Raw genomic sequence first — 22,472 nt, 5'->3', positions numbered from 1 at the left:
CGGCGTCGCCGCCCGGCGGGCCCACGAGGCCAGGAGGCCCGGTGACCAGCTCGACCACCGCCGAAGCGCGCCCGACCGGCCTCGCNCTGGTCTCCCCCCCCCCCCCCCGGGCCCACGAGGCCAGGAGGCCCGGTGACCAGCTCGACCACCGCCGAAGCGCGCCCGACCGGCCTCGCGGCGGCGTGGCGCTCCCCCCGACGGCGGGGCCAGGTCGTCAGGACGGTGCAGTACCTCCTGCTCGTCGCCGTCGTCCTGCTCGTCGCGCTGACCGCGGACTGGGGGCAGATCCAGCGCGCCTTCCTCGACCCCGAGGTGGCCGCCGCGCAGTTCCCCTCGGTGCTGTCGGTCGCCCTCGTCAACACGGTGACCTTCACCCTGCTCGGCTTCGCCTTCGGGCTGGTGCTCGGGCTCGTCCTGGCGCTCATGCGCCTGTCGAGCGTCGGCCCGTACCGGTGGCTGGCCACCGCCTACATCGAGTTCTTCCGCGGCCTGCCGGCGCTGCTCGTCTTCCTCGCGATCGGCACGGGGGTGCCGCTGGCCTTCCCCGGCACCTTCCTCAACCGCTACGTGACGATCATGCTCGCGCTCGGCCTCGTCGGGGCCGCCTACATCGGCGAGACGATCCGCGCGGGCATCCAGGCCGTCCCCCGGGGCCAGGTGGAGGCCGCGCGGTCGCTCGGCATGTCGCAGGGCCGGGCGATGGTCACCATCGTCATCCCCCAGGCGTTCCGGATCATTCTGCCGCCGCTGACGAACGAGCTCATCATGCTGACGAAGGACTCGTCGCTGGCCTTCCTCCTCGGCAGCACGACGGCGCAGCAGGAGCTGGCGCAGTTCGGGCGCCAGGCCCTCACCCAGTACCGGAGCCTCACGCCCGTGCTCGTGGCCGGCGCCTGCTACCTCATCATCACCGTGCCGCTGGGGATCCTCGTGCGGCGCCTGGAGTCGAGGACGGCGAGGTCCCGATGAGCACCCCAGCGACCGGGGAGGACGTCGTCGTCGTCCTCGACGGCCTCGTCAAGCGGTTCGGCGACACCGAGGTCCTCACCGGCATCGACCTCGAGGTCCGGCGCGGCGAGGTGGTCTGCGTCATCGGCCCGTCCGGCTCCGGCAAGTCGACCCTGCTGCGCTGCGTCAACCTCCTGGAGCAGCCGAGCGGCGGCCGCGTGCTCGTGCGCGGCACCGACGTCACCGACCCGGACTGCGACATCGACGCCGTCCGCCGCCACGTCGGCATGGTCTTCCAGGGCTTCAACCTCTTCCCGCACCTCACCGTCATGGACAACTGCACGGTCGCGCAGCGGAAGGTCGCGAAGGTCGGCAAGGAGGAGGCGCAGCAGCGGGCGCAGGCGAACCTCGACCGCGTGGGCCTCGGCGACCGCGGCGGCGCCTACCCGGCGGAGCTGTCCGGCGGGCAGCAGCAGCGCGTGGCGATCGCCCGGGCCCTGTCGATGGAGCCCGACCTCATGCTCTTCGACGAGCCGACCTCGGCGCTCGACCCGGAGCTCGTCGGGGACGTCCTCGAGGTCATGCGCGACCTCGCCGACGAGGGCATGACGATGCTCGTCGTCACCCACGAGATGGCCTTCGCCCGGCAGGTCGCCGACCGCGTCGTCTTCATGGACGGCGGCGTCGTCGTCGAGGAGGGCCCGCCGTCGCAGGTCATCGGCGCCCCGCGCGAGGCCCGCACGCGCGACTTCCTCGACCGGGTGCTCAACCCGACGCACGCGCGCTGAGGCCGCGCGCCGGACCTGTTCGACGGAGGTGACCGAGGACGGTCACCTCCGTCGAACAGGTCCGCGGAAGGCGGGACGGCGTCGGCCCCGTCGTCATGCGGGACCGGCCCACCCGCGGCTGGGTGCTCGTCGCCCCGGAGCCCCTCGCGGACGACGACGACCTGCACGGGTGGGTCGAGCGCGGCGCCCGCGCGGCGCGCCGCGCGGCGTCGCAGGACCGCGGACGACGACCGCGGGGAGGCGGTCAGCGGTAGCCGAAGACCGGCGGCAGCACGAGGACGACGAGCGCCGCCCAGGCCACGAGCACGGGCAGGTACGACGTCTGCCAGCGCGCGAGCCGGTCGGCGCGGACCCGGCCGACGAGGAAGCCGGCCGCCAGCGCGGCGGCCACGAGGAGGTCGACGAGCAGCACGCCGTTGAGCCCGAGCGCCGCCACGCGGTTGGGCGTCAGGCCCAGGTCGCCGACGCGCCCCAGCAGGGCGACGAGCACGAGGGCGTCGAGCACGAGCGCCGCGACGACGGCGACGAGCTGGACGACGTCCGTCGCGCCCGGCCGCCGGTCGGGCCGCTGGGCGGACAGCGCGTAGAGCACGAGCCCGAGCACGACGAGCAGCAGCAGGTCGAAGCCGAGCAGCAGGTCCCGGTCGAAGTCCGCCGCCAGCCCCGTGAGCGCGTACACGGTCGCCGAGGCCGTGAGCACGACCGCGAACAGCGGCGTGAAGACGGCCGTCAGCACCGGCGCCATGTTCTCCACGACGGACTGCTTGGCCTCGACGAGCCACGCCGCGACGACGACGGCGCCCGCCGCCCCCGACGGCACGAGCCACAGCAGCACCTGCTCGACGACGACGTCCCCCAGCGGGGCGAGGAGGAGGACCGTCGCCCCGACGAGGACGCCGCCGCCGAGGGCGATGAGCGCGTAGTAGACGACCCACTCGCCCGTGGCGCGGACGACGTCCATGCGCGCGGCCGGCGAGCGCCACCGGCCGCCGACGAGCGCGTAGCCGACGGCGCCCCACAGGACGACGGGCAGGTGCAGGGCGACGAGCGCCTGCGTCGCCGAGCCCTCGGCCCACGGCGGGAGGAGGACGAGCGCCGCACCGGCGACGAAGGGGGCGGCCACGACGAGCCAGCGGGCTCCGAGGCGCTCGCCGTCCTCGCGCCCGGCCCCGACGAGGGCGGCGAGGAAGGGCAGGACGACGACGGGCGCGAGGCCCGCGACCGCCACCTCGCCCAGCGCCCCGCCGAGCAGCCGCAGCACCTGCACCGCGAGGGCGGCGCCGACGGCGAGGAGCACCGCCCGCCGCAGTCGCCGGCGTCCCGCGCCCGCGCCCGGCGGCGCGAGGACGAGCTGCTTCCACAGCCGGTCGCCGTGCTCGCGGGCGTACTCGGCGGACAGGGCGTCGACGGCACCGAGGCGGCGCACGGCGACGAGGAAGGCCTCGTCGTCCGTCAGCCCCGCGGCGCGCAGGTCGTCGAGCTGGTCGCGCAGGTGCGCCTCGAGCTCGTCGACGTCCCCCGGGGACACGGCGGGCGAGCGGCCGACGTGGGCCCGCCACTGCGCCACCCGCACCTCGAGCTCGCCGTCCGCGCGGCCGGGCGCCCCGCCGCCGGGCTCCGTCACGTGCGCCATCACGCCGTCCCCAGCGCAGGGCCGCCCGCCGCGGGCGACGCGGCGGCGGGCCACGCGCCCTCGAGCGCCCGGACGACGGCGCCCCACTGGCGCCGCTGCTCGAGGAGGGCCGCGCGGCCGTCGTCGGTGATGGCGTAGTACTTCCGGCGCCGCTCGCCGGGCGGGGTGCGCCACTCGGCGACGACCCAGCCCTGGCGCTCGAGCCGGTGCAGGAGCGGGTAGAGCATCCCGTCGGCCCACTCCAGCTCCCCGCGGCTGACCTCGCGCACGCGCTGCAGCAGCGCGTAGCCGTAGGTCTCGCCCTCGGCGAGCAGGCCCAGCACCAGCGGTGACGCCGACGCGGCCACGAGGTCCTTGTCGATCCGCACGACCGCCTCCTCCCGGCGTCCGCACGCCGGCTCAACACCTTGTGGTGCTATGCATAGCACCACAAGGCCTCGTGCCACCAGCCCCCGCGGGCGCAGACTGCGCCCGTGCCCCGCAGCGCCGGACCCGTCGAGGAGCGCCACGGCGTCCCCCTCGGCTCCCTCGACGACGAGCTCTTCGACGGCGCCGGCGCCACCAAGCGCGACCTCGTCGACCACGTCGAGGCGGCGGCCGACCGGCTGCTGCCCGAGCTCGCGGGCCGCCCGCTGACCGTCGTCCGCGTGCGCCCGGGCCAGCGGCCCTTCGTCCAGAAGAACCTCCCCGCCTCGGCGCCGCCGTGGGTCGCGGTGCGGGAGGTGTGGTCGGAGGCCTCCCACCGGACCGTCCGGTACCCGCTCGTCGAGGACGTCCGGACGCTCGTGTGGCTCGCCGGGCAGCGGGCCGTGGAGCTGCACCCCACCGTCCTGGACGGCGAGGGCCGCGCGTCCCGCCTCGTCCTCGACCTCGACCCGCCCGAGGGGGCGGGGGCGGACGCCGTCGTGGCCGCGGCCCGGCTCGTGCGCGCGGCGCTCGACGACGCCGGCCTGGCCTCGGCCGTCAAGACGAGCGGGGCCAAGGGGCTCCACGTCGTCGTTCCCGTGCGGGGCCTGGCGGTGGAGGACGCCGCCGCGGCCACCCGTGCGCTCGCGGCGCGCGCCGAGCGCCTCGGCCCGGAGGTGGCGACGACGGCCTACCTCCTCGCCGACCGCGGCGGGCGGGTCTTCCTCGACCCGACCCGCGCGGGCGGCGGGACGCTCGCGTGCGCCTGGAGCCCCCGGGTGCGCCCCGGCACGCCCGTGTCCTGGCCGCTGGGCTGGGAGGACCTCGACGGCTGGGCGCCGGGGCACCCGTCGCTGCGCGAGGCCGCCGCGCTGCTCGCCGGGCGGGCCGCCGGGGAGGACCCGTGGCGGGCCGCCCTGCCCGACCCGCAGGCCGTCCCCGCGACGCTGGTCGCCGAGGGGCGCACCATCCCCCCGCCGCGGGCGGCCGCGATGCACGAGGGGCGCCGCCGCGCCCGCGCCCGCCGGGCGGCGGAGGCGGACGGGCCGGACCCGCTCGACCAGCCCGGCCCCGGCCCGACGCCGTGAGCGGTGCCTCAGCCCTGCCCGGCGCCGCCCCAGCCGTGCCAACGGTCGACCTCGACCCACGCGAGGACCCGCGGCCGGTCCCGCTGCGGGTAGTCCCGGCCGGTGTAGTGCTGCGAGAGCCGGTCGATGCCGGCGAGGCCCTCGTCGTCGACGATCTCGACGACGCGGCCCTGGACGCTCACGTGGGTGTACCAGTCGCCCTCGGCGAGGGCCGTCAGGGAGACGCGGCCGTCGCGGCGCAGGTGCTCCAGGCGCGCGCGGCCGGCGTCGAGGCCGAGGAGGACGCGACCGTCGTCCTCGACGAGGTACCAGGTGGCCACGCTGACCGGGCGCCCGTCGGCGGCCACCGTCGCCATGACGGCGGGGTTCGGCCGGGCGAAGAGCTCGGCGACGTCGGCGGGCATGGGGGGCGTCGGCATGCCGCCAGCCTGCCAGCGCGGGCGCGGGCCGCGCCACGGTCCCCCCGGGCCGGCTCCCGCCGGACGACCTGCGGAGCAGCGGGGAGGAGGGGTCGCCGACGCGCTGACCTGCGACGACGCTCCGTGGTCGGCCCTTCCGCAGGTCGTCCGGCGCCGCACCCGGCGCGACCCTCGACCGCGGCGGCGCGACGGAGCAGGCTGGGAGGGTGACGAGCACCCAGCGCCCCCAGCCCCCGCTCCCCTGGCTCCCCGAGGACTTCGGGACGGCGCTCGCCGTCGCCGCGCACCCGGACGACCTCGAGTACGGCGCGGCCGCCGCCGTCGCCCGCTGGACCGACCAGGGCCGGCAGGTGGCGTACCTGCTGCTCACGCGCGGCGAGGCGGGCATCGACACGGTGCCGCCGGAGGAGTCCGCGCCGCTGCGCGAGCGGGAGCAGCGGGCGGCCTGCGCCGCGGTGGGCGCCGACGACGTCGACTTCGCCGGGCTGCCGGACGGCGTCCTGCAGCCCGACCTCGCGGTGCGCCGCGCGATCGCCCGGGCGGTGCGGCGGGTGCGCCCCGAGGTCGTCGTCGCGAACGCCTCGCGCGACTGGGGCGGGGTCCCCGACCAGGCCGACCACCGCGCCCTCGCGGCCGTCCTCGTCGACGCCGTCCGCGACGCCGGGAACCGCTGGGTCTTCCGCGAGCTGCTCGACGAGGGCCTCGAGCCGTGGGGCGGCGTCCGCGAGGTCGTGCACGTCATGGACGCCGAGCCGACGCACGCCGTCGACACGACCGCCACGCTGGACCGCGGCATGGCGTCCCTGCGCGCGCACGAGACGTACTGGGAGGTCCTCGGCGGCTCGCCGGAGGAGATGCTCCGGGCCGGCGCCGCGGACGCCGGCGCCCGGCAGGGCGTGGGCACCGCCGTCCTCGTGCGGCGGCAGGTGCTGCAGGCGGGCTGACGCACCGGGACGGACGAAGCGGCGCCTCGCGACGTGGGGCAGGCTGCGGGCGTGGGCGTCGACGAGGTGCTGGCCGCGGCGCGGCAGGGGGTGCGGCGGCTCCGCCCGCACGAGGTCGTGGACGCCGCCGCGCGCGGCGCGCTCGTCGTGGACACCCGCACGGAGGCGCACCGCCGGGAGCAGGGCGAGCTCCCGGGCGCGCTCGTCATCGACCGCACCGTGCTCGAGTGGCGCCTCGACCCGACGAGCCCCTGGCGCATCCCCGAGGCCACCGGCCCGGACCTGCAGGTCGTCGTCGTGTGCCGGCACGGGTACAGCTCGAGCCTGGCGGCGGCGTCGCTGCGCGCCGTCGGGCTGCCGCGGGCGACGGACCTCGAGGGCGGGGTGCAGGCCTGGGTCGCGGCGGGGCTGCCCCTGGGCGAGGGGCCCGCCGACGTCCGTCCGTGAACGCACGTGAGCCCGCCTCCCCCGAGGGGGAGGCGGGCTCACGCTGCTCCTGCGACTGCGTGGTGCCGGAGAGCCGGAGCTCAGCCGGGGCTCACGAGCCTGCCGAGGATCAGAGGGGGCGGACGCCCTGGGCCTGGGGGCCCTTCTGGCCCTGCCCGACCTCGAACTCGACCTGCTGGCCCTCGTCGAGGGTGCGGTAGCCCTGCATGTCGATCTCGCTGTGGTGCACGAAGACGTCAGCGCTGCCGTCGCTCGGCGAGATGAAGCCGAAGCCCTTCTCCGGGTTGAACCACTTCACGGTTCCCTGTGCCATGTGACCACCACTCCTTCACGGGTGTCGGTCGCGCACTCTGCGCGACCGGCCGACCCAGGTGACGGCGCCTCGGCCCCGCCTTTCGGGACCTCGTGCGCACCGCCACCTCGTTACCGCGAGCGTGGATGACACGACACACGAAACTGGACGACCGGACATGTGTAGCACCTCCGGGGCCCGCCGTGTTCCCCGGGGCCCTCCGGACCCGCTCGCGGACGGGCAACGGCGCTCCACGGCCGGGCCGCGGGACGCCTGCCGGGCGGCACCGCCGAGCGGGGAGGGGCGCGCGCGAGCAGACGTGCGCCGGCGCGACGGGTGGTCAGAGGAGGACGAGCAGCAGCACCCCGGTCACGAGCAGCAAGATGAGCAGGGAGCCGAGGCAGCCGGTGCGGCTGCTGAAGAAGAGGAACACCCGGCCAGTGTGCGGCGCGTCGACCCCGCGGGCTCATCGCCGGCACGACGGCTGCGCGCCGGGAGCCGGCCCGACGCCGGGCCCGGGTGGACGCCCGCTCGCGGTGCGGCTGACGATGGTGGAGGCGACGGCACCGAGGGGGCGTGGTGGAGGACCGACGGCCGGAGCGCCGGGCCGGGCCCGGCGAGGGCGGCGGCGACGGCCCCCGCGACCCCGGTGGTGGGGGCACCGGTGGTGGGGGCACCGGCGCGCCGTCGGGGGGCGGCCGACGGTGGCACCGCGGGGTCCCGGTGGCCGACCGCGTCGAGCAGCAGATCCGCGAGGCGCAGGAGCGCGGCTCCTTCTCCGGGCTGCGCGGCGAGGGCCGGCCCATCCCCGACCTGCACCGGCAGCGCACGAGCTACCAGTGGGTCCTCGACTGGGCCGAGCGCGAGGGCGCCGACCTCTCGGCCGCGATGCCGGTCGGCCTGGCCCTGCGCCGCGAGCGCGCCGAGCTCCGGGCCGCGGTCCCGGCGCTGCGCTCGGAGCGGGAGGTCCGCGAGCTCGTCGCCGACTTCAACGGCCGCCTGCGCGACGCGTACCTGCGCCCCGCCTCCGGGCCGCCGGTCGCCGTCGGCCCGCTGGACCTGCAGGTGCAGCTGGAGCGCTGGCGCGAGGCCCACCCGCCCCGGCCGGCGCCCGACCCGCCGCCGGCGCCGGCGCCGCGCCGGCGGCCGTGGTGGCGGCGGCGTCCTTGACCGCCCGGTCCGCGCCGGGGAGGGTCCGCGCGTGAGCGCGGCGGACGACCCGGACCACCTCGACCTCCTGGCCGAGCAGGTGGACGCCCTGCTCTCGGAGGCGGAGGACGTCGACCTCGCGGCGCCGGTCGCGGCCTGCCCCGGCTGGGACGTCGGGGCGCTGCTGGAGCACGTGGGCAGCACGTACCGCTGGGCCGCGGCGATGGTCCGCTCGGGCACGACGACCCGCGCGCGCTGGCGCGACGTCGTCCCGGCGCCCGGGCCGGACCCCCGCACCTGGCTGCGGGAGAGCGCCGACGACGTCCTGGGCGCCCTGCGCGCGAGCGACCCGCAGGCCCCGGCCTGGACCTTCGGCCCGGAGCCGACCGCGGGCTTCTGGCGGCGCCGGCTGCTCCACGAGACGGCCGTCCACGCCGCGGACGTCGCGCTGTCCGCCGGCCGGACGCCGTCGACGCCGGCCGCGGTGGCGCGGGACGGGGTCGCCGAGCACCTGCTCGTCGTGCCCCTCAACCCGGGCGTCGTCGCCCGGACCGCCGAGGCGCCGCCCGCAGCGCCGGTCCACCTCCTCGTGGAGGAGCTGGACCGGCCCCCGGTCCCCGACGACACGGTCCCCGACGGCCCGGCTCCGGACGGCGGCTCCGGCGGGCGGTGGCTCGTCCGGTGGGACGCCGACGGCAGCACCGTCGTCGGCACGGGCGCCGGAGCCGCCGAGGCCCCGGTGGACGTCGTCGTGAGGGGCCGGGCGGTCGACCTCCTGCTCGCGCTGTGGCGGCGGGGCGACGACGTCGTCGTCGAGGGCGACGCGGACGCGTGGCGTCGTTGGTCGGCCGCGCACGCGCTCTGAGCCCAGCCGCGACCAGGGACCGACGACCCGTTGAGCGACGGCGCCCGGAGGGGCAGGATCCGGAGCACCGGCCGCGACGGCGCGGCCGGGCGCACCCAGGAGGTCCGGCATGGCAGGCAACCGCGGAGTGACGTACCAGGGCCCGGGGAAGGTCTCGGTCGACGAGATCCCCTACCCGACCTTCGAGCTGCAGGACGGGCCGGGCGTCAACCCGGCCAACGTCGGCCGGCAGCTGCCCCACGCGGCGATCCTCAAGGTCGTCACGAGCAACATCTGCGGCAGCGACCAGCACATGGTGCGCGGTCGCACGACGGCGCCCGAGGGCCTCGTCCTCGGCCACGAGATCACCGGTGAGGTCGTCGAGACCGGGCCGGGCGTCGAGTTCATCCAGAAGGGGCAGATCTGCTCGGTCCCCTTCAACATCGCGTGCGGCCGCTGCCGCAACTGCAAGGAGGGGAAGACGGGCATCTGCCTCAACGTCAACCCCGACCGGCCCGGCTCGGCGTACGGCTACGTCGACATGGGCGGCTGGGTCGGCGGGCAGGCCGACTACGTCCTCGTGCCCTACGCGGACTGGAACCTGCTGCCCTTCCCCGACCGCGACCAGGCGCTCGAGAAGATCCGCGACCTCACGATGCTGTCGGACATCTTCCCGACGGGCTTCCACGGCGCGTACACGGCGGGTGTGAAGCCGGGGTCGACCGTCTACATCGCCGGCGCGGGCCCCGTCGGCCTCGCCGCGGCGGTCGGGGCGCAGCTCCTCGGGGCGGCCGTCGTCGTCGTCGGCGACCTCGACGAGCGCCGGCTCGCCCAGGCGCGCAGCTTCGGCTGCGAGACGGTCGACGTCAGCAAGGGCGACCCGAAGGACCAGATCGAGCAGCTGCTCGGCGTCCCCGAGGTGGACTGCGGCGTCGACGCCGTCGGCTTCGAGGCCCGCGGCCACGGCGAGGGCTCGAAGCAGGAGGCCCCGGCGACCGTCCTCAACTCCCTCATGGAGATCACGGCGGCCGGCGGCGCGCTCGGCATCCCGGGCCTCTACGTCACCGGTGACCCGGGCGGCATCGACGAGGCGGCGAAGAAGGGCGCCCTGTCGCTGAGCCTGGGCACGGGCTGGGCCAAGTCGCTGTCCTTCACGACGGGCCAGTGCCCGGTCATGCGCTACAACCGCCAGCTGATGATGGCGATCCTCCACGACAAGGTGCAGATCGCGAAGGCCGTCAACGCCACCGTCATCGGCCTGGAGGACGCGCCGCGCGGCTACGCCGAGTTCGACAGCGGCGTCGCGCAGAAGTTCGTGCTCGACCCCCACGGCATGGTGCCCGCCGCCTGAGCCGTCGGCAGCGCCCCCGGGCCCGCAGCCGGGGCCGCGCCCCGCGACGTCCCGCCCCCCGCGCGCGGGGGGCGGGACGTCGCGGGGCGCGGCCCCGGCTGCGGGCCCGGGGGCGCTGCCGACGGCTCAGGCGGCGGGCACCATNCCCCCCGCGCGCGGGGGGCGGGACGTCGTGCGCCAGGCTCCGGGCCGTGCGCACGCCCTCGAGCCGACGGGGGCCCGCGGCCGGCGCCGCCCGGCCGCGGGCCGACCGCGTCCTCGACGCGCTCGGCGCGGCCGTCGCCGTCGTCGTCGGCGCCACGGCGCTGGTCTCGCTGGCGCCTGCCGCCGTCGGCCTGTCGATGCGGACGCCCTGGGCGCAGCTCGTCACGCTCCGGGCGGTCACCGCGGCGGGCTCCCTGGCGCTCGCGCTCGTCCTGGCGCTCGTGGCCGCGCTCGTGCGCCTGCGGAGGGGACGCCGCGGTCGACCGCGACGCGGTCCGCGCGGCGGGTGGCCGCCGTGGGTCCTCGGGCTCGCCGCCTGCCTGCTCGTGGTGGCGGCGGGGCACGCCGGCGTCCTGCTGCGGCGCGCTCCCCCGCCCGCGGCGGACGCGGCGCCGGCGGCCGGGGCGCCCGGGCGCCAGCCTGGCGACCTCGTCGTCACCACGCTGAACGTCGGCCCGCAGGGCGCGGACGCGGACGACGTCGTCGCGCTCGCGCTGCGGCGCGAGGCGGACGTGCTGGCCCTCTCCGAGGCGCCCGAGACGCTCGCGCGGGACGTCGCCGACGCCCTGGCGCGCGCCGGCCGCCCGGTGCAGCTCCTCTCCGCGGCGTCGCCGGAGCCCGCGGACGAGGCGTCCGCGGACCCGGCCGAGGCGCTGCTGCGGCCGCGCGCGGGCGGGGTGCTGCTGCCCTTCGTGCGCCCGCAGACCCACCTGCTCGTCGCCGAGGACCTCGGCGCCTACGAGGCCGCCCCGGCGCCGGACCTGCGCGGCGGCGCCGTCGTGGCCCGGCCCCGCGACGGCGACGGGCCGCCGCTCGCCGCGGTGCACACGCTGCCCGCCGTGCCGCTCCTGTTCGACATGGACCGGTGGCGGGAGGAGACCGCGGCCGCCGTCGACCTGTGCGGGCGCCTGACCGGCGGCGTCGTCGCGGGCGACCTCAACGCCACGCCCGACCACGCCGTCCTCGCGGGATCGGCGTGCGCCCGGGCCGGGTCGGCGGCCGCGGCGCCCCCGGGCACCTGGCCGGCCGGGCTGCCCGCCGCCCTGGCCGCCCCCATCGACCACGTGCTCCTCGACGCCGCCGCCTGGGAGCCCGTCGGGGTGGTCGTCGACCCGGCGGGCGCGAGCGACCACCGGGCGCTCACCGCCGTCCTGCGCCCTCGCTGATCCCTCCGCGCGCTCGGCAGGGGCGGGACGTCAGCGGGCGGCGAGCACTCCGGCCGGCGCCGCCGCGACGCCACCGGCCAGGCCGTCGAGGGCGTCGACGTCGAGACGCGTCGTGAGCTGGGCCCCACCGTCCGGTGCGCCGACGTGGCGGGTGGTGCCGACGCCCTCCATGACCCGGGCGAGGGGCAGCGACGAGGTCGCCGACCGCGTCACGACCTGCCCGTACCCGAGCAGGCGCAGGGAGGCGCCGACGTGGCGGGCCAGCGCCCGGCCGACGCCGCGGGCCTGCCAGCCGTCCTCGACGAGGAGGCCGACCTCGGTCGTGAAGTCCGCGCTGGGGCGCTCGCCCACGCGCGCCGTCGCGACGGCGACGACCTGCCGCGGCCCGGCGAGGACGACGAGGGCGAGGGGCTCGCGCAGGAGGTCCGCGAGCGCGGTGAGGGAGGGCGTCCGCCCACCGCTGCGGTAGCGCTGCAGCAGCGTGGTGCCGGTGCAGCGCCCGTGCATCGCGGCGACGGCGGGCAGGTCGGCGGGCTGCGCCGCGCGGACGACGAGGCGCGCCGGCGCGGCACCGGCGGCGCCGCGCGCCTCCAGCCCGGCGAGGACGTCGAGCGGGGCGTCGTCGTCGAGCGCGGCGCGGGAGAGCCCCGGCCCCGTGGTCGTGAGGTGCCACGGGCGCCCCGCGACGGCGAGCCCCTCGGCCACCGGCACGGGCGGCGGCGCGGTGCGGCGCGGCAGGGCCCGGCTCGGGCGCGTCCGCGCCCGCGGGGCGGAGGCGGGCGCGGCGGGCGCGGTGGAGGTGGAGGTGGAGGTGGAGGTGGAGGTGGGGGCCGCGACGCCGGCAGCCCCGGCGCGCCGGGCGCGGCTGCCGGCGGGGTGGCTGCGCAGCCCCTCGGCGCGGGCGGCCCGGCCGGCGGCGCTCAGCCCCGCGACGGCGGCGGCCGTGCGGTCGAGGGTGCGGACGGGCGGCGTGGGCAGCCCGCTCCGGGAGCGGGACGGCGCGCGGCCCGGTGCGGTGGCGGCGGTGACGGTCATGGCGCTCACGGGGTCCTCCTGCGGCTCAGCCGGTGTGACGCGAGCGACAGTGCACGACGCGTGTCACCCGGTGGTTGCGGAGTGTTTCCGGCGTGTGACGCGCCGCAGCCCGAGGTCACGCAGAGGCACGGACGACGCACCCGCACGGCGAGCAGGGCTCTCTCAGCCCAGCACGGGCGCCCATGTGCCGGCGAGCACGGCGGCGGCGGTCGCGGCGCCGGCGACGGCGGCGCAGACGGCGACGACGCCCGCGTCGCGCGCGGCGAAGGAGCTCGTGCGCGCCCAGGTGCGCCCGGCGCCCGGCACCCCGAAGCCGCGGGCCTCCATGGCGAGCGCGAGCCGGGTGGCGCGGCGCAGGGCGATGACGAGGAGCGCCAGGACCTGGCCGGCCACGACGCGGGTGCCCGCGAGGGGGCCGCGGGCGTCGCCGAGGCCCCGCGCCCGGCGGGCCATCGCGAGCGTCCGCCACTCGACGACGAGCAGGCCCACGAGGCGCAGGCCGGCCAGGCCGCCGAGCACGAACCGGTGGGGCAGGCGCAGCCGCTGGGCGAGCCCGTCGGCGAGGTCGGTGGGGTCGGTCGCCAGCAGGAGCACGACGCCGGGGACGCCCACGGCGAGCACCCGCAGCGTGATGGCGGCGCCGAGCCCCAGCGAGCCCTCGGTGACGGTGAGAGGCCCGAGCCCCACGAGCACGGCGCCGGCGTCGCGGCCGATGACGGCGGTGACGAGGCCGGCGGGCACGCTCGCGAGGAGCACGGGCAGCAGCCGCACGAGCAGCGGGCGCGGCGCCAGGCCGGCGAGGGGCAGGAGGCACACCTCGAGCACCAGCGCGACGGCCGCGCTGACGACGTCGACCGTGAGCAGCAGGGCGGCGGCCACGAGCAGCCCGCCGAGCAGGGTGGCCAACGGGTTCGCCCGGGTCAGCGGCGTCGACCGCAGGCCCCCGGCGAGCCCGCCGAGCGTCGTCGTCCCCGCGGTGGGTGCAGGGGCACCCGCCGCGGCGGCGGTCGCCGAGGTGCCGGTCGTGGGGGCGCCGCTCACGCCCGCCTCCGGCCGAGGAGCCGCCGCAGCCCCGAGGCGCTCCGGCCGTCGTCCTCCCGCGGCGCGAGCGGCACCGCCGGGTCCGGCGGCGCGAGGTGGTGCACCCGGGCGCCGAGGGCGCCGACCAGGTCGGCGTCGTGGGTGACGGCGAGCAGGGCCGCCCCGCCGTCGACGAGCTCGCGGAGGAGCTCGACGAGGCCGGCCCACGTCAGCGCGTCCTGGCCGAAGGTCGGCTCGTCGAGGACGACGACGCGCGGCCCGACGGCGAGGGCCGTGGCCACGGACAGCCGGCGCTTCTCGCCGCCGGAGAGGGTGAAGGGGTGGGCGCGCGCCAGCGCGGTGAGGCCGAGGCGCTCGAGCAGCTCGTCGGTGCGGCGGCGGACCTCCGCCTCGGGCCGGCCGAGCAGGCGGGGGCCGTGCGCCAGCTCGCCCTCGACCGTCGCCGCGACGAGCTGGTGCTCCGGGTCCTGGAAGACGGTGCCGACCCGGCGGAGGAGGTCGCGCGAGCGCCAGCGCCAGGGCGCGGTGCCGGGCGCGGGACCGGGACCGTGGTCCCCCACGAGGTCCGGGAACGCGCGGACGGCGCCGCCGACCGGCTCCAGCAGCCCCGCGAGCGTCAGCGCGAGCGTCGTCTTGCCCGCGCCGTTGGGGCCGGTGAGCGCCGTGGCCGAGCCGGCCCGCAGCGCGAGGTCGGCGGAGCGCACGGCCACCGGGCCGCCCGGGCGGGCGCACGCCAGCGCGCGGGCGGCGAGCAGCTCCCCGCCGGGCTCCGGGGCGTCCCACCCCGGGACGAGCGGGCCGGAGCGGTAGCGGGGCGGCACCCACACGCCGCGGGCCGCCAGCTCGTCGCCGTGCTCGGCGAGGACGCGCTCCGGCGGCCCGTCCGCCACCACCGCGCCCCCGCCCCCCGCACCGGCCCCCCCACCAGCTCCGAGGACGACGACCCGGTCGACGACGTCGGCCCACACGGCGACGCGGTGCTCGACGACGACGAGCGTCGCCCCCGTGGCTCCCACCGCCCGCACGACGGCGTCGCGGACCTCCTGCACGCCAGCGGGGTCGAGGTTGGCCGTCGGCTCGTCGAGGAGCACGAGCCCGGGCCGCATGGCGAGGACGCCCGCGAGCGCCAGGCGCTGCTTCTGGCCGCCCGACAGGGCGGCCGTGGGGTGGTCGAGGGGCACGTCGAGGCCGACGGCGTCGAGCGCCGCCCGCACCCGCGGCCAGATCTCCGCGGGCGGCACCTCGCGGTTCTCGCAGCCGAAGGCGACGTCGTCCCCCACCCGCGCGAGCACGACCTGGCTCTCCGGGTCCTGCAGCACGAGCCCGGCGCGCCCTCGGCGCGCGCCGGCGGGAGCCCCGCCGACGAGGAGCTCACCGGTCGCCTCGCCCTCGGCCCCCTCGTCGCCGGGGCCCTGCGCGTCGGCGTCGGGGAGCACCCCGACGAGCCCCGCGAGGAGCGTCGACTTGCCCGACCCCGAGGGGCCGAGGAGGAGCACGCGCTCCCCCGGGTCGACGACGAGGTCGAGGCCGCTGACGGCCGCGCGGCGGCGGCCGCCGTGGCGCCACGACCACCCGCGGGCGACGACGCCCACGGGCTCCGCAGCGCCGTCGTCGGGGCGACCGGAGGAGCGGTCCGCCGTCCGGTCCGGGGAGCGGTGGGCGGCCCGCCCGCCGCCGCGGGCCCCCGCCGCGGCGGTGAGGGCGGGCACGGCGGTCAGACCCGCTCGGCGGTGCGGCCCGAGGGCAGGGCGGACAGCGCCCCGGTGCGGGCGAGCGCCCGGACGACGAGGTGGGCCAGGAGGCCGGCGAGGACGATCCCGGAGACGACCGAGGAGCCGATGTAGATGAGCTTCCAGCCGGCGGTCCACGTCACCGAGCTGGTGAAGGTCGTGTCCATGAGGCCCACGGCGACGCCCGAGGTGGCCCCGGCGAGGAGCGCGGCGGGCAGCCCCCACCGCCGGTAGCCGAGGACGGCGAACCCGATCTCGGCCGCGAGGCCCTGCACGAGGGCCCACACGAGGACGGTGACCCCCCACTGGGTGCCGATGAGCATCGACGTGACGCCCGCGAGCACCTCGGCGAAGACGGCCGCCCCCGGCCGGCGCACGACGAGGGCGCCGAGGAGGCCGGGGAAGAGGAAGCCGCCGTTGACGAGGCCGGCCAGGGGCGCGAGGAAGGCCAGCGGGGCCGTGATCGGCTCGTAGAGGGCGCCGAACGCCCAGAGGGCGACGCCCGCGGCGACGCCGACGACGGCGCAGGTGACGATGTCGACGACGCGCCAGCTGCGGCGGCTGCGTCCGGTGGGGCGTGCGGTGGTGCTCTCGGTGCTGGACATGGTGGTGCTCCTCCCGTGCGGTGCACGAGGGGGACGCCGCGCGCGGGTGCGCGACGGCGTCGAGCCCGACTCCCTACGCCGGTGCTAACCGGGTCAGGTTCGAGGGTCTGCGGCGCTCGCCGCACTCTCAGCGCCCTCCGGCGCTCCCCTGTCGTCCGCCGCCGATGCTAGTCCCGCGCGGCGAGCGCCCGCAGCCGAGGTCCGGAGGAGGGGGCGACCCCGGCGGCGTCAGCCCGCCGCGGCGCGGTGGGCCGCCGTCGCCACCGCCGTGGCCAGCACGTCCACGTGCACGAGCCCGAGGGCGCGCCCGTCCGCGGAGGTGACGACCAGCGGCGCGAAGCGCTCGTGCTCGGGCCGCGCCATCGCGCGGGCCAGCGCCTCGTGGGGCGCGGTGGCGGGCGAGAGGGACGTCACGGGATGCTCGTGCCGGCCGCCGCCGGGCAGCGCCGTGCGGACGGCCAGCGGCCGGCCCCGCGCGTCGGTGCGCAGCTCCTCGGCCGACGGGCTGCGGACGAGGTCCGCCAGGCCGTCGCCGCGACGCGCCGCCGCGGCCAGGTCCCGCGCGTCGTCGAGGTCCCCGGCGGGCCACGCCCGCTCGGGGCGCCCGAGCAGGTAGCCCTGCGCCAGCGGCACCCCGAGGCGGACGGCGGTCGCCAGCTGCTCGCGCCGCTCGACGCCCTCGAGGCAGACCCAGGCGTCGAGCGTGGCGGCCATGTCCCCGACGGCGCGCACCGCGGCCTCCACGGCCGGGTCCCGCCCGAGCTGCGCGACGAGCCGCCCGTCGAGCTTGACGAAGGAGGGGCGCACCTCGAGCACGCGCGCGAGCCCGGCCCAGGCCGCGCCGACGTCGTCGAGCGCGACGAGCGCGCCCGCCGTCCGCAGCGCGTCGAGCGGCGCCAGCACGCGGGCGTGGTCGTCCGGCCATCGCCCCTCGAGCACCTCGACGACGAGGCCGCCGAGGTCGCCCCACGAGAGCAGCTCGTCGACCACGGCGGGCTCGGCGAGCGCCAGCGGGTCGACGTTGACGGTGAGGAAGGTGTCGGGCGGCAGGGACGCGAGCAGGGGTCGTGCCAGCCGCAGCGCGAGCACGTGCAGCTGCGCGAGCGCGCCCGCGTCGCCGGCCGCGGCGAAGAGCGGCGCCGGGCCCACCCCGAGGTGGGCCGCCGGACGGGCGAGCACCTCGTAGCCCGCCACCGTGGCGCTCTCGAGCCCGACCACGGGCTGGACGGCGCACCCCAGCAGCCCCGGCTCGGCGAGCACCGCCGCCAGCGCCCGCCGGGCGGCGCTCCGGGGGTCGGCCCCCGGTGCCGGCCCCCCGGCGGTCTCCGGAACGGTGCTCACGGCCGTCACCCCTCGCGCACCCGGTCCCGCACGGCCCCGACGAGCCCGGCGTCCGGCACGACGCCGTGGTCGGCGCGGGCGTGGCGATCGACGGCCTCGAGCACCGCCTCCTCGTCGTCCCCGCGGAGCTCGGTGGTGCAGCCCGGCACGACGTCGCCGCAGCGGAAGACCTTCATGGACGTGCTCCTCTCGGCCGTCAGCACGGCTCCCGCGGCGTCCGCGCGGGGGGCGGACGGGTCCGGCGGCGCCGTCGGGCGACGGCGCCCCCGGCATGGTCCCCCCAGGGACCCCCATCTGGCCACTGGCTGTCCGAAGTCGGCACTCAGCGTGACGGGTGCCGGGGCGCGGCGCCGGGCCGGCGAGAGGACCCGCGACGTCCTGCCTTGCCCGCCGGCGGGGGCGGCGGCAGGGTGAGCCGCATGGGAGACGCCATCTGGAAGGTCGTCGGCACGGGGGGCGCCGTGGCCGCCGGGATCGCCGCCAACAAGGTCCTCACCGCCGTGTGGCGCAAGAGCCTCGGCGGCGACCCCCCGATCAACCCCGAGTCGGACGAGACGACGTGGGCCGAGGCCATCGCCTGGGCCCTCCTGTCGGGGGCCGTCGTGGGCGTCGCCCGCCTCGCCTTCCGCCGCAACGCGGCGTCGTACTACCGCAAGAGCACCGGCCACCTGCCCGGCAACCTCGAGAAGGCCCACTGAACCCGTGGTCCTCCGCACGCTCCGTGACCCCGAGGGCGGGCCGTCGCGGGGCGTGCGCGTGGTGGCCGTCCTGCTCGTCCTCGGTCTGGTCGCCGCACTGATCCCCACGCTGGTGCCCGTGCTGCGGGGCCTGCTCGAGCTCCTCACCTGAGGCGCCGCCCTCTCCTGTCGGCCTGCGGCGCAGTCGGTCTCGTCGGTACGAGACCGGCCGACCGGGCGCGGCGAGCACCGTCTCCCCACCCGGTGAGTTACCCCGAGCGGTGGAGATCCATCTTTCAACGACGCAGGTCCTCCTCCCCGCGTGCCGAGACCCCTGGCACAGCAGGACCCGGGGAGAGCCCCGGTCCGACGACCGGGGGGTCCCGACGTGAGCACCGACGCCAGCACCAGCAGCACCAGCAGCCCGGCCGCCGCCTACGGCTGGCGCCGCACCTCTCGTCCTGAGCCTCGGCGCCGCCGCGGTCTCGTCCGGGCGCTCCTCGCGGGCGGCCTCGTCCTCGGCGTCGGCTCCGCCGCCACCCTGGCCGCCTGGACCGACACCGAGTGGGTGTACGGCGACGGCTCCGCGGACGGCGGCGTCAGCGGCGTCGCCGCGAGCGTCTTCGAGGTCGAGCAGAACGTCTGGGACGGCGTCGGCGGCACCGCCCAGTTCGTCGACCGCGAGACCCAGGGCGCCGCTGGCGCCCTCTCCTTCTCCCCGCTGCAGGCGCAGACGCTCTCGCCGGGCGACCTCGTCTACGCACCCATGCAGCTGCGGACGAAGATCCGCAGCGCTGCCGCGGACGTCACCCTCGCCCCCGCCGTCCTCGGGGACGGGACCCAGCCGTTCTTCGACGCCCTGCGCTACTCGGTGCGCAGCGGCGTGCCCAAGGAGCAGTGCGGAGCTGCCGCCTTCGCGTCGAGCACGGCCCTCGGCAGCCCGCTCGTCACGAGCAGCGCCCTCGCCACCGGCTCCACGACCGGCGCCCTCTCGCTCGGCGCGGCCACGGCCGACGCCCCGGGCGCCCCGGTCGACCTGTGCTTCGCCATCACGCTGCCCGGCGGCTCGCCCGACTCCCTCCAGAATCTCGGCGCCACGCCCGTCTGGTCCTTCACCAGCCAGTCCCGCTGAGCGCGGCGCCGGCCCTGCGCGGGCCGGCGCCCCGCACGACCGTCACACGGGGGTGGGACGTGAGCACGACGAGCGAGCGGCTGCGCGAGGCCGCCCTCACGACCGGAGCGGTGCTGGGCTGCGCGTGCCTGGCGCTGGTGCTCCTCGGCGCGGTCCTCGACGCCACGCTGGTCGTCTTCAAGACCGGCTCCATGTCGCCGACCATGCCGACCGGGGCCCTGGCCGTGGTCCGGCAGGTCGACGCGCTGGACGTCGGCGTCGGCGACGTCGTCACCGTCACCCGGGAGGGCCGGCTGCCCATCACGCACCGCGTGGTGCAGGCGGACCCCGACCCGGCGGTGCCCGGCGGCGCCCGGCTCGTCCTGCGCGGCGACGCCAACAGCTCCGTGGACCCCATGCCCTACGAGGTGACCCGGGTGGGCCGCGTGGTGTGGGCCCTCCCGCACCTCGGCACCTGGGTCGAGACCGCCCAGCGCCCCGCCGTCCTCGGCGCCGCCACGGCGGCCGTCGCCGGTCTCGTCGTCCTCGCCGTCTGGCCGCGGCGGCAGGACGAGGCGGCGCACGAGCACGAGCAGGTGGCCCGGTGAGCGCCGCGTCCCGCGCCGTCGTCGCCGTGGTGGCGGTGGCCGCGCTCGCCCCCGTCCTCGCCGCCGCCCCGGCCGCCGCGAGCTCGGTGCCGCGGGAGGAGGTCGACGTGCTGCGCCTCGTCTCGACCGTCGACCCGGACGCCCTGAGCCGGCTCGCGCCGGGCGAGGAGGTGGACTGGACGATCGACGCCCGCATCGAGGGGGCGCCCACCGGCGACCTCAGCCTGCAGCTCGTGGCGGAGGGCGTCATGGTCGACCACCCGCGGGGACTGATCATCTCCCTCGCGGGCTGCGCGGAGCCCTGGACGGGCGTCTCGCGCAAGCTCCACCCGACCTCGGACGCCCAGCCCGTGTGCCCGTCGGGGCTCCGGGTGGTCCTGCCGCCGCAGCGACTCGGTGCCGCACCGCGGCAGACGTCGATCCCGCACCGGTCCATCACCTCCCGCCAGGGGGAGCACCTGCTCATGACCCTGGCGCTGCCGAGGGACGCGCCCGACGAGCTCCAGGGCGAGCGGTCCTTCATGGGCGTCGGCGTCACGGCGATCGGCGACGAGCTCGACCCCGTGCCGGGCCCCGGCCCGACGCCCGCACCCGGTCCGACGCCCGACCCCGGCCCGACGCCCGCTCCGGGCCCGGGCACGCCGGGTGCCCCGGGAGGCCCTCCCAGCACTCCCGGCACACCGGGGGGCACCCCCGGCGCTCCCGGCACCCCCGGGGGCACGCCCGGCGTCCCCGGCACGACGGGAGGCGCGCCCGGCACCACGGGCGGGGTCCCCGGCGCCACGGGCGACGTCGCCGGCACGCCGGGGGGCACCGCGGGCGGCGCCCTGCCGCTCGGCGCCTCCACCGGCGGCGCCGACCTCCTCCCGCTCTCGCGCAGCGGCGCCCGCACGGACACCGCCGGCACGAGCAGCGGCGCCACCTCCCTGTCCCTGCCCCAGCGCCTCGCCCGCACGGGCGCCGACGCCCTGCCCGCCGCGGCCGCCGCCGCGGCCGCCGTCGCGGCCGGCCTGCTCCTCGGCCGCGTCGCCCGCACCCGCACCCGCCGGAGGACCCCGTGAGCCGCCACCCCCGCCGTCGCTCCCGAGCCGATGGCACCCGCGCGCGCGTGATCGCCGGCGCCGGCGCGCTCGCCGTCGCCGTCGCCCTGCTGCCGGCCCTCGGCCGGGCGGCCGACGGCGACGGGCCTCTCGGCCTCCCGGCCCTGGGGCTCACCGACGCCTCGTGGCTCGACACCGAGCACGTGCGCTCCGAGCTCCTCGGCGGCGCCCGGGACTGCGACCGCGCCTACCGGTACGCCTCGCGCGCCGACGCCCGGATGCTCTCCGGCACGCTGCTCGGCGCGGACCTGTCCCCCGTCGTCGCGCTGTCGGGCGTGACGACGCAGCACACCGGCGCGCCGGGGACGAGCGCCGTCGCGACGCCGAGCACCGCCCCCTCGGTCGGCCCCGACGCGCACGCCGCCCCCCTCTCGGTCACCGCGCTGAGCGGCGTGGCGAGCGGGCAGGCGGCGTCCGTCGTCGTCCTGCCGGCCGCCGGCCAGGAGGCCGCCCTGCTGAACCAGACGGCGTACGCCGCGAGCGACGGCGAGGCGCGCTCCGCGGCCGGGGCCGTCACGGACGCGGGCGCGGTGAGCACGACGTCCAGCGAGCCGAACGCCGACGGGAAGCTCCCCGGCGAGGCGGTCGTCGACCTCGACAGGCTCGGCCTCCCGGCGCTCGCCAAGCTCAGGCTCCAGGTCGGCGCCCTGTCGTCCGCGGCGGTGCTCGACGGCTGCCTGCGCGACGAGAAGGGCGCCGGTCCGACGAGGGACTACCGGGTGGCTGCGCTGCGGCTCCGGCTCGCCTCGCCACAGGTCGAGGAGCTCCACCGCTTCGCCGGTGAGCGGGTCGGGACATCGCTGGCGACGGTCGCCGGACTCCAGGCCTCGCTCGCCGCATCCATCGGTCCGGTGCTCGGGGGCACGGCGACCGTCGCCATCGGCACCACGTCCACGAAGAGCGCAGCAGAGCTGTCGCGGAGACTGGGCGGATCCGGTCCTGTGGTGGTCGACCTCGCGAGGGGTGCGGTCGAGGTCGACCTCGAGCGGCTGCTCGCGTCCCGAGGAGGCCTCAACGGACAGCCGCCGGGGACCGAGATCGTCGACCAGGCACTCCTCGACCTCGTCGCCGGCCAGGTCGACGCGCTGCTCCAGCAGTGGCTGGTCGACCTCGCGGCTGCCCTCACCGCCGACATCCGCGCCTCGTCCCTCAGCATCGTCGTCAGAGCTCCGCTCACCGGCACGACCCTGCTGAGCCTCACGACGACCATCGGCGGCTTCATCGACAGCCCCGGGCTCCTCGCCGGCGTCGCCAGCTCCCTCAACACCACCCTCTTCACGCCACCGACGGGAGTGGTGCCCCAGCTGGTCACCGCCGTCGGACCTGTCCGCGCAGCGGTCCGTCCCGCGACCGCGGCCGCGCTGGCCGGTGTCAGCGGAGCGCTGTCCCTCCGGGTCAACGACCGACGGGACGCTTCCGGGGTCCATGACGTCAGCGCCCTGCGCATCCGGACGCTCGCTGGCCCTGCCGGGTCCTTCACGGACCTGCGGCTGGCGACGTCGTCGGTCGGCCCCGTGGTCGAGCAGCCCTGACCCGGACCCGGCGA

General features: G+C 78.3%; 25 protein-coding genes and 1 riboswitch. Of the genes, 15 read left to right on the top strand and 10 right to left on the bottom strand.

Translation table 11 applies throughout. The annotated features are described in order from the left end of the window. Positions 1-132: 132 nt before the first annotated feature. Both WDV85_RS15405 and WDV85_RS15400 read left to right on the top strand, forming a co-directional pair. Positions 133-969, top strand: a complete 837-nt coding sequence (locus tag WDV85_RS15405) for an amino acid ABC transporter permease (RefSeq protein ID WP_339571469.1) — start codon at positions 133-135, stop codon at positions 967-969. Then, the gene (locus WDV85_RS15400; RefSeq protein WP_339571468.1) at positions 966-1,736 is read left to right on the top strand and encodes an amino acid ABC transporter ATP-binding protein; all 771 of its coding nucleotides are present in this window, start codon (positions 966-968) and stop codon (positions 1,734-1,736) included. Before WDV85_RS15405 ends, WDV85_RS15400 begins: the two co-directional genes overlap by 4 nt. Before the next feature lie 244 nt (positions 1,737-1,980). Here WDV85_RS15400 and WDV85_RS15395 read toward each other — a convergent pair whose 3' ends face one another. After that, positions 1,981-3,369, bottom strand: a complete 1,389-nt coding sequence (locus WDV85_RS15395; RefSeq protein WP_339571467.1) for a permease prefix domain 1-containing protein — start codon at positions 3,367-3,369, stop codon at positions 1,981-1,983. Next, entirely contained in the window at positions 3,369-3,737 is a 369-nt protein-coding gene (locus tag WDV85_RS15390) for a PadR family transcriptional regulator (protein WP_339571466.1), read from the bottom strand. Before WDV85_RS15390 ends, WDV85_RS15395 begins: the two co-directional genes overlap by 1 nt. Positions 3,738-3,842: 105 nt before the next feature. On the opposite strand from WDV85_RS15390, the gene ligD reads away from it, so the two are divergent. Next, entirely contained in the window at positions 3,843-4,862 is a 1,020-nt protein-coding gene (ligD, locus tag WDV85_RS15385) for a non-homologous end-joining DNA ligase LigD (RefSeq protein WP_339571465.1), read from the top strand. An 8-nt stretch (positions 4,863-4,870) separates the two neighbouring features. Here ligD and WDV85_RS15380 read toward each other — a convergent pair whose 3' ends face one another. Next, complete coding sequence (locus WDV85_RS15380; RefSeq protein ID WP_339571464.1) at positions 4,871-5,281, bottom strand: TIGR03618 family F420-dependent PPOX class oxidoreductase; 411 nt, start codon at positions 5,279-5,281, stop codon at positions 4,871-4,873. 206 nt (positions 5,282-5,487) lie between these two features. Between WDV85_RS15380 and WDV85_RS15375 the strand changes: the two genes are divergently transcribed. Beyond that, positions 5,488-6,225 carry a PIG-L deacetylase family protein gene (locus WDV85_RS15375; protein ID WP_339571463.1) on the top strand — a complete coding sequence of 246 codons (738 nt, stop codon included), beginning with the start codon at positions 5,488-5,490 and terminating at the stop codon, positions 6,223-6,225. 51 nt (positions 6,226-6,276) lie between these two features. After that, entirely contained in the window at positions 6,277-6,672 is a 396-nt protein-coding gene (locus tag WDV85_RS15370) for a rhodanese-like domain-containing protein (RefSeq protein WP_339571462.1), read from the top strand. 109 nt (positions 6,673-6,781) lie between these two features. Here the strand turns inward: WDV85_RS15370 and WDV85_RS15365 are convergent, their stop codons facing one another. Continuing rightward, positions 6,782-6,985, bottom strand: a complete 204-nt coding sequence (locus tag WDV85_RS15365) for a cold-shock protein (protein ID WP_339571461.1) — start codon at positions 6,983-6,985, stop codon at positions 6,782-6,784. Between the two features lie 558 nt (positions 6,986-7,543). Here WDV85_RS15365 and WDV85_RS15360 point away from each other — a divergent pair. The 4 genes from WDV85_RS15360 (at position 7,544) to WDV85_RS15345 (ending at position 11,678) form a co-directional block, all read left to right on the top strand. Next, positions 7,544-8,134, top strand: a complete 591-nt coding sequence (locus tag WDV85_RS15360) for a DnaJ family domain-containing protein (RefSeq protein WP_339571460.1) — start codon at positions 7,544-7,546, stop codon at positions 8,132-8,134. A gap of 31 nt (positions 8,135-8,165) precedes the next feature. Further along, the gene (locus WDV85_RS15355) at positions 8,166-8,978 is read left to right on the top strand and encodes a maleylpyruvate isomerase N-terminal domain-containing protein (protein WP_339571459.1); all 813 of its coding nucleotides are present in this window, start codon (positions 8,166-8,168) and stop codon (positions 8,976-8,978) included. Positions 8,979-9,087: 109 nt separating this feature from the next. Then, entirely contained in the window at positions 9,088-10,308 is a 1,221-nt protein-coding gene (gene fdhA / locus WDV85_RS15350) for a formaldehyde dehydrogenase, glutathione-independent (RefSeq protein ID WP_339571458.1), read from the top strand. Between the two features lie 191 nt (positions 10,309-10,499). Beyond that, on the top strand, positions 10,500-11,678 hold the full coding sequence (locus tag WDV85_RS15345; protein WP_339571457.1) for an endonuclease/exonuclease/phosphatase family protein: 1,179 nt from the start codon (positions 10,500-10,502) through the stop codon (positions 11,676-11,678). A gap of 30 nt (positions 11,679-11,708) precedes the next feature. Here the strand turns inward: WDV85_RS15345 and WDV85_RS15340 are convergent, their stop codons facing one another. From WDV85_RS15340 to WDV85_RS15315, 6 genes are all read right to left on the bottom strand, one after another. Next, the gene (locus WDV85_RS15340) at positions 11,709-12,722 is read right to left on the bottom strand and encodes a GNAT family N-acetyltransferase (protein ID WP_339571456.1); all 1,014 of its coding nucleotides are present in this window, start codon (positions 12,720-12,722) and stop codon (positions 11,709-11,711) included. Positions 12,723-12,875: 153 nt separating this feature from the next. Then, positions 12,876-13,754, bottom strand: a complete 879-nt coding sequence (locus WDV85_RS15335) for an energy-coupling factor transporter transmembrane component T family protein (RefSeq protein WP_339571455.1) — start codon at positions 13,752-13,754, stop codon at positions 12,876-12,878. Next, a complete protein-coding gene (locus WDV85_RS15330) occupies positions 13,751-15,463 on the bottom strand; it encodes an ABC transporter ATP-binding protein (protein WP_339571454.1) in 1,713 nt (570 codons plus the stop codon). Before WDV85_RS15330 ends, WDV85_RS15335 begins: the two co-directional genes overlap by 4 nt. Before the next feature lie 5 nt (positions 15,464-15,468). Next, a complete protein-coding gene (locus WDV85_RS15325) occupies positions 15,469-16,089 on the bottom strand; it encodes an ECF transporter S component (protein ID WP_298803622.1) in 621 nt (206 codons plus the stop codon). A gap of 53 nt (positions 16,090-16,142) precedes the next feature. Beyond that, a riboswitch (TPP riboswitch) is annotated at positions 16,143-16,249 on the bottom strand. A gap of 68 nt (positions 16,250-16,317) precedes the next feature. Continuing rightward, a complete protein-coding gene (locus WDV85_RS15320) occupies positions 16,318-17,430 on the bottom strand; it encodes an EAL domain-containing protein (RefSeq protein ID WP_339571453.1) in 1,113 nt (370 codons plus the stop codon). 5 nt (positions 17,431-17,435) lie between these two features. Next, positions 17,436-17,606, bottom strand: coding sequence for a DUF1059 domain-containing protein (locus tag WDV85_RS15315; protein ID WP_339571452.1), 171 nt, complete (start codon positions 17,604-17,606; stop codon positions 17,436-17,438). A 243-nt stretch (positions 17,607-17,849) separates the two neighbouring features. On the opposite strand from WDV85_RS15315, the gene WDV85_RS15310 reads away from it, so the two are divergent. The 6 genes from WDV85_RS15310 to WDV85_RS15285 all read left to right on the top strand — a co-directional run bounded on the left by WDV85_RS15310 (position 17,850) and on the right by WDV85_RS15285 (position 22,458). Further along, positions 17,850-18,128, top strand: coding sequence for a DUF4235 domain-containing protein (locus tag WDV85_RS15310; RefSeq protein WP_339571451.1), 279 nt, complete (start codon positions 17,850-17,852; stop codon positions 18,126-18,128). 4 nt (positions 18,129-18,132) lie between these two features. Next, the gene (locus tag WDV85_RS15305; RefSeq protein ID WP_339571450.1) at positions 18,133-18,279 is read left to right on the top strand and encodes a hypothetical protein; all 147 of its coding nucleotides are present in this window, start codon (positions 18,133-18,135) and stop codon (positions 18,277-18,279) included. A 216-nt stretch (positions 18,280-18,495) separates the two neighbouring features. Then, positions 18,496-19,239 carry a SipW-dependent-type signal peptide-containing protein gene (locus tag WDV85_RS15300; protein WP_339571449.1) on the top strand — a complete coding sequence of 248 codons (744 nt, stop codon included), beginning with the start codon at positions 18,496-18,498 and terminating at the stop codon, positions 19,237-19,239. 59 nt (positions 19,240-19,298) lie between these two features. Further along, positions 19,299-19,826 carry a signal peptidase I gene (locus WDV85_RS15295; protein ID WP_339571448.1) on the top strand — a complete coding sequence of 176 codons (528 nt, stop codon included), beginning with the start codon at positions 19,299-19,301 and terminating at the stop codon, positions 19,824-19,826. After that, on the top strand, positions 19,823-20,887 hold the full coding sequence (locus tag WDV85_RS15290; RefSeq protein WP_339571447.1) for a hypothetical protein: 1,065 nt from the start codon (positions 19,823-19,825) through the stop codon (positions 20,885-20,887). Before WDV85_RS15295 ends, WDV85_RS15290 begins: the two co-directional genes overlap by 4 nt. A gap of 47 nt (positions 20,888-20,934) precedes the next feature. Beyond that, on the top strand, positions 20,935-22,458 hold the full coding sequence (locus WDV85_RS15285) for a choice-of-anchor G family protein (RefSeq protein WP_339571446.1): 1,524 nt from the start codon (positions 20,935-20,937) through the stop codon (positions 22,456-22,458). Positions 22,459-22,472: the final 14 nt, after the last annotated feature.

The sequence above is a fragment of the Pseudokineococcus sp. 5B2Z-1 genome (assembly GCF_037482305.1).
Taxonomy (GTDB): Bacteria; Actinomycetota; Actinomycetes; order Actinomycetales; family Quadrisphaeraceae; genus Pseudokineococcus.
Note: the sequence above shows the minus strand (reverse complement) of the source record. Positions and strands in the feature narration are given on the sequence as shown.

Excerpts from the sequence above, each read along its gene's own strand:
- WDV85_RS15400 (WP_339571468.1), top strand. The coding sequence starts at position 966 with ATGAGCACCCCAGCGACCGGGGAGGACGTCGTCGTCGTCCTCGACGGC.
- WDV85_RS15395 (WP_339571467.1), bottom strand. The coding sequence starts at position 3,369 with ATGGCGCACGTGACGGAGCCCGGCGGCGGGGCGCCCGGCCGCGCGGAC.
- WDV85_RS15380 (WP_339571464.1), bottom strand. The coding sequence starts at position 5,281 with ATGCCGACGCCCCCCATGCCCGCCGACGTCGCCGAGCTCTTCGCCCGG.
- WDV85_RS15365 (WP_339571461.1), bottom strand. The coding sequence starts at position 6,985 with ATGGCACAGGGAACCGTGAAGTGGTTCAACCCGGAGAAGGGCTTCGGC.
- fdhA (WP_339571458.1), top strand. The coding sequence starts at position 9,088 with ATGGCAGGCAACCGCGGAGTGACGTACCAGGGCCCGGGGAAGGTCTCG.
- WDV85_RS15325 (WP_298803622.1), bottom strand. The coding sequence starts at position 16,089 with ATGTCCAGCACCGAGAGCACCACCGCACGCCCCACCGGACGCAGCCGC.
- WDV85_RS15315 (WP_339571452.1), bottom strand. The coding sequence starts at position 17,606 with ATGAAGGTCTTCCGCTGCGGCGACGTCGTGCCGGGCTGCACCACCGAG.
- WDV85_RS15310 (WP_339571451.1), top strand. The coding sequence starts at position 17,850 with ATGGGAGACGCCATCTGGAAGGTCGTCGGCACGGGGGGCGCCGTGGCC.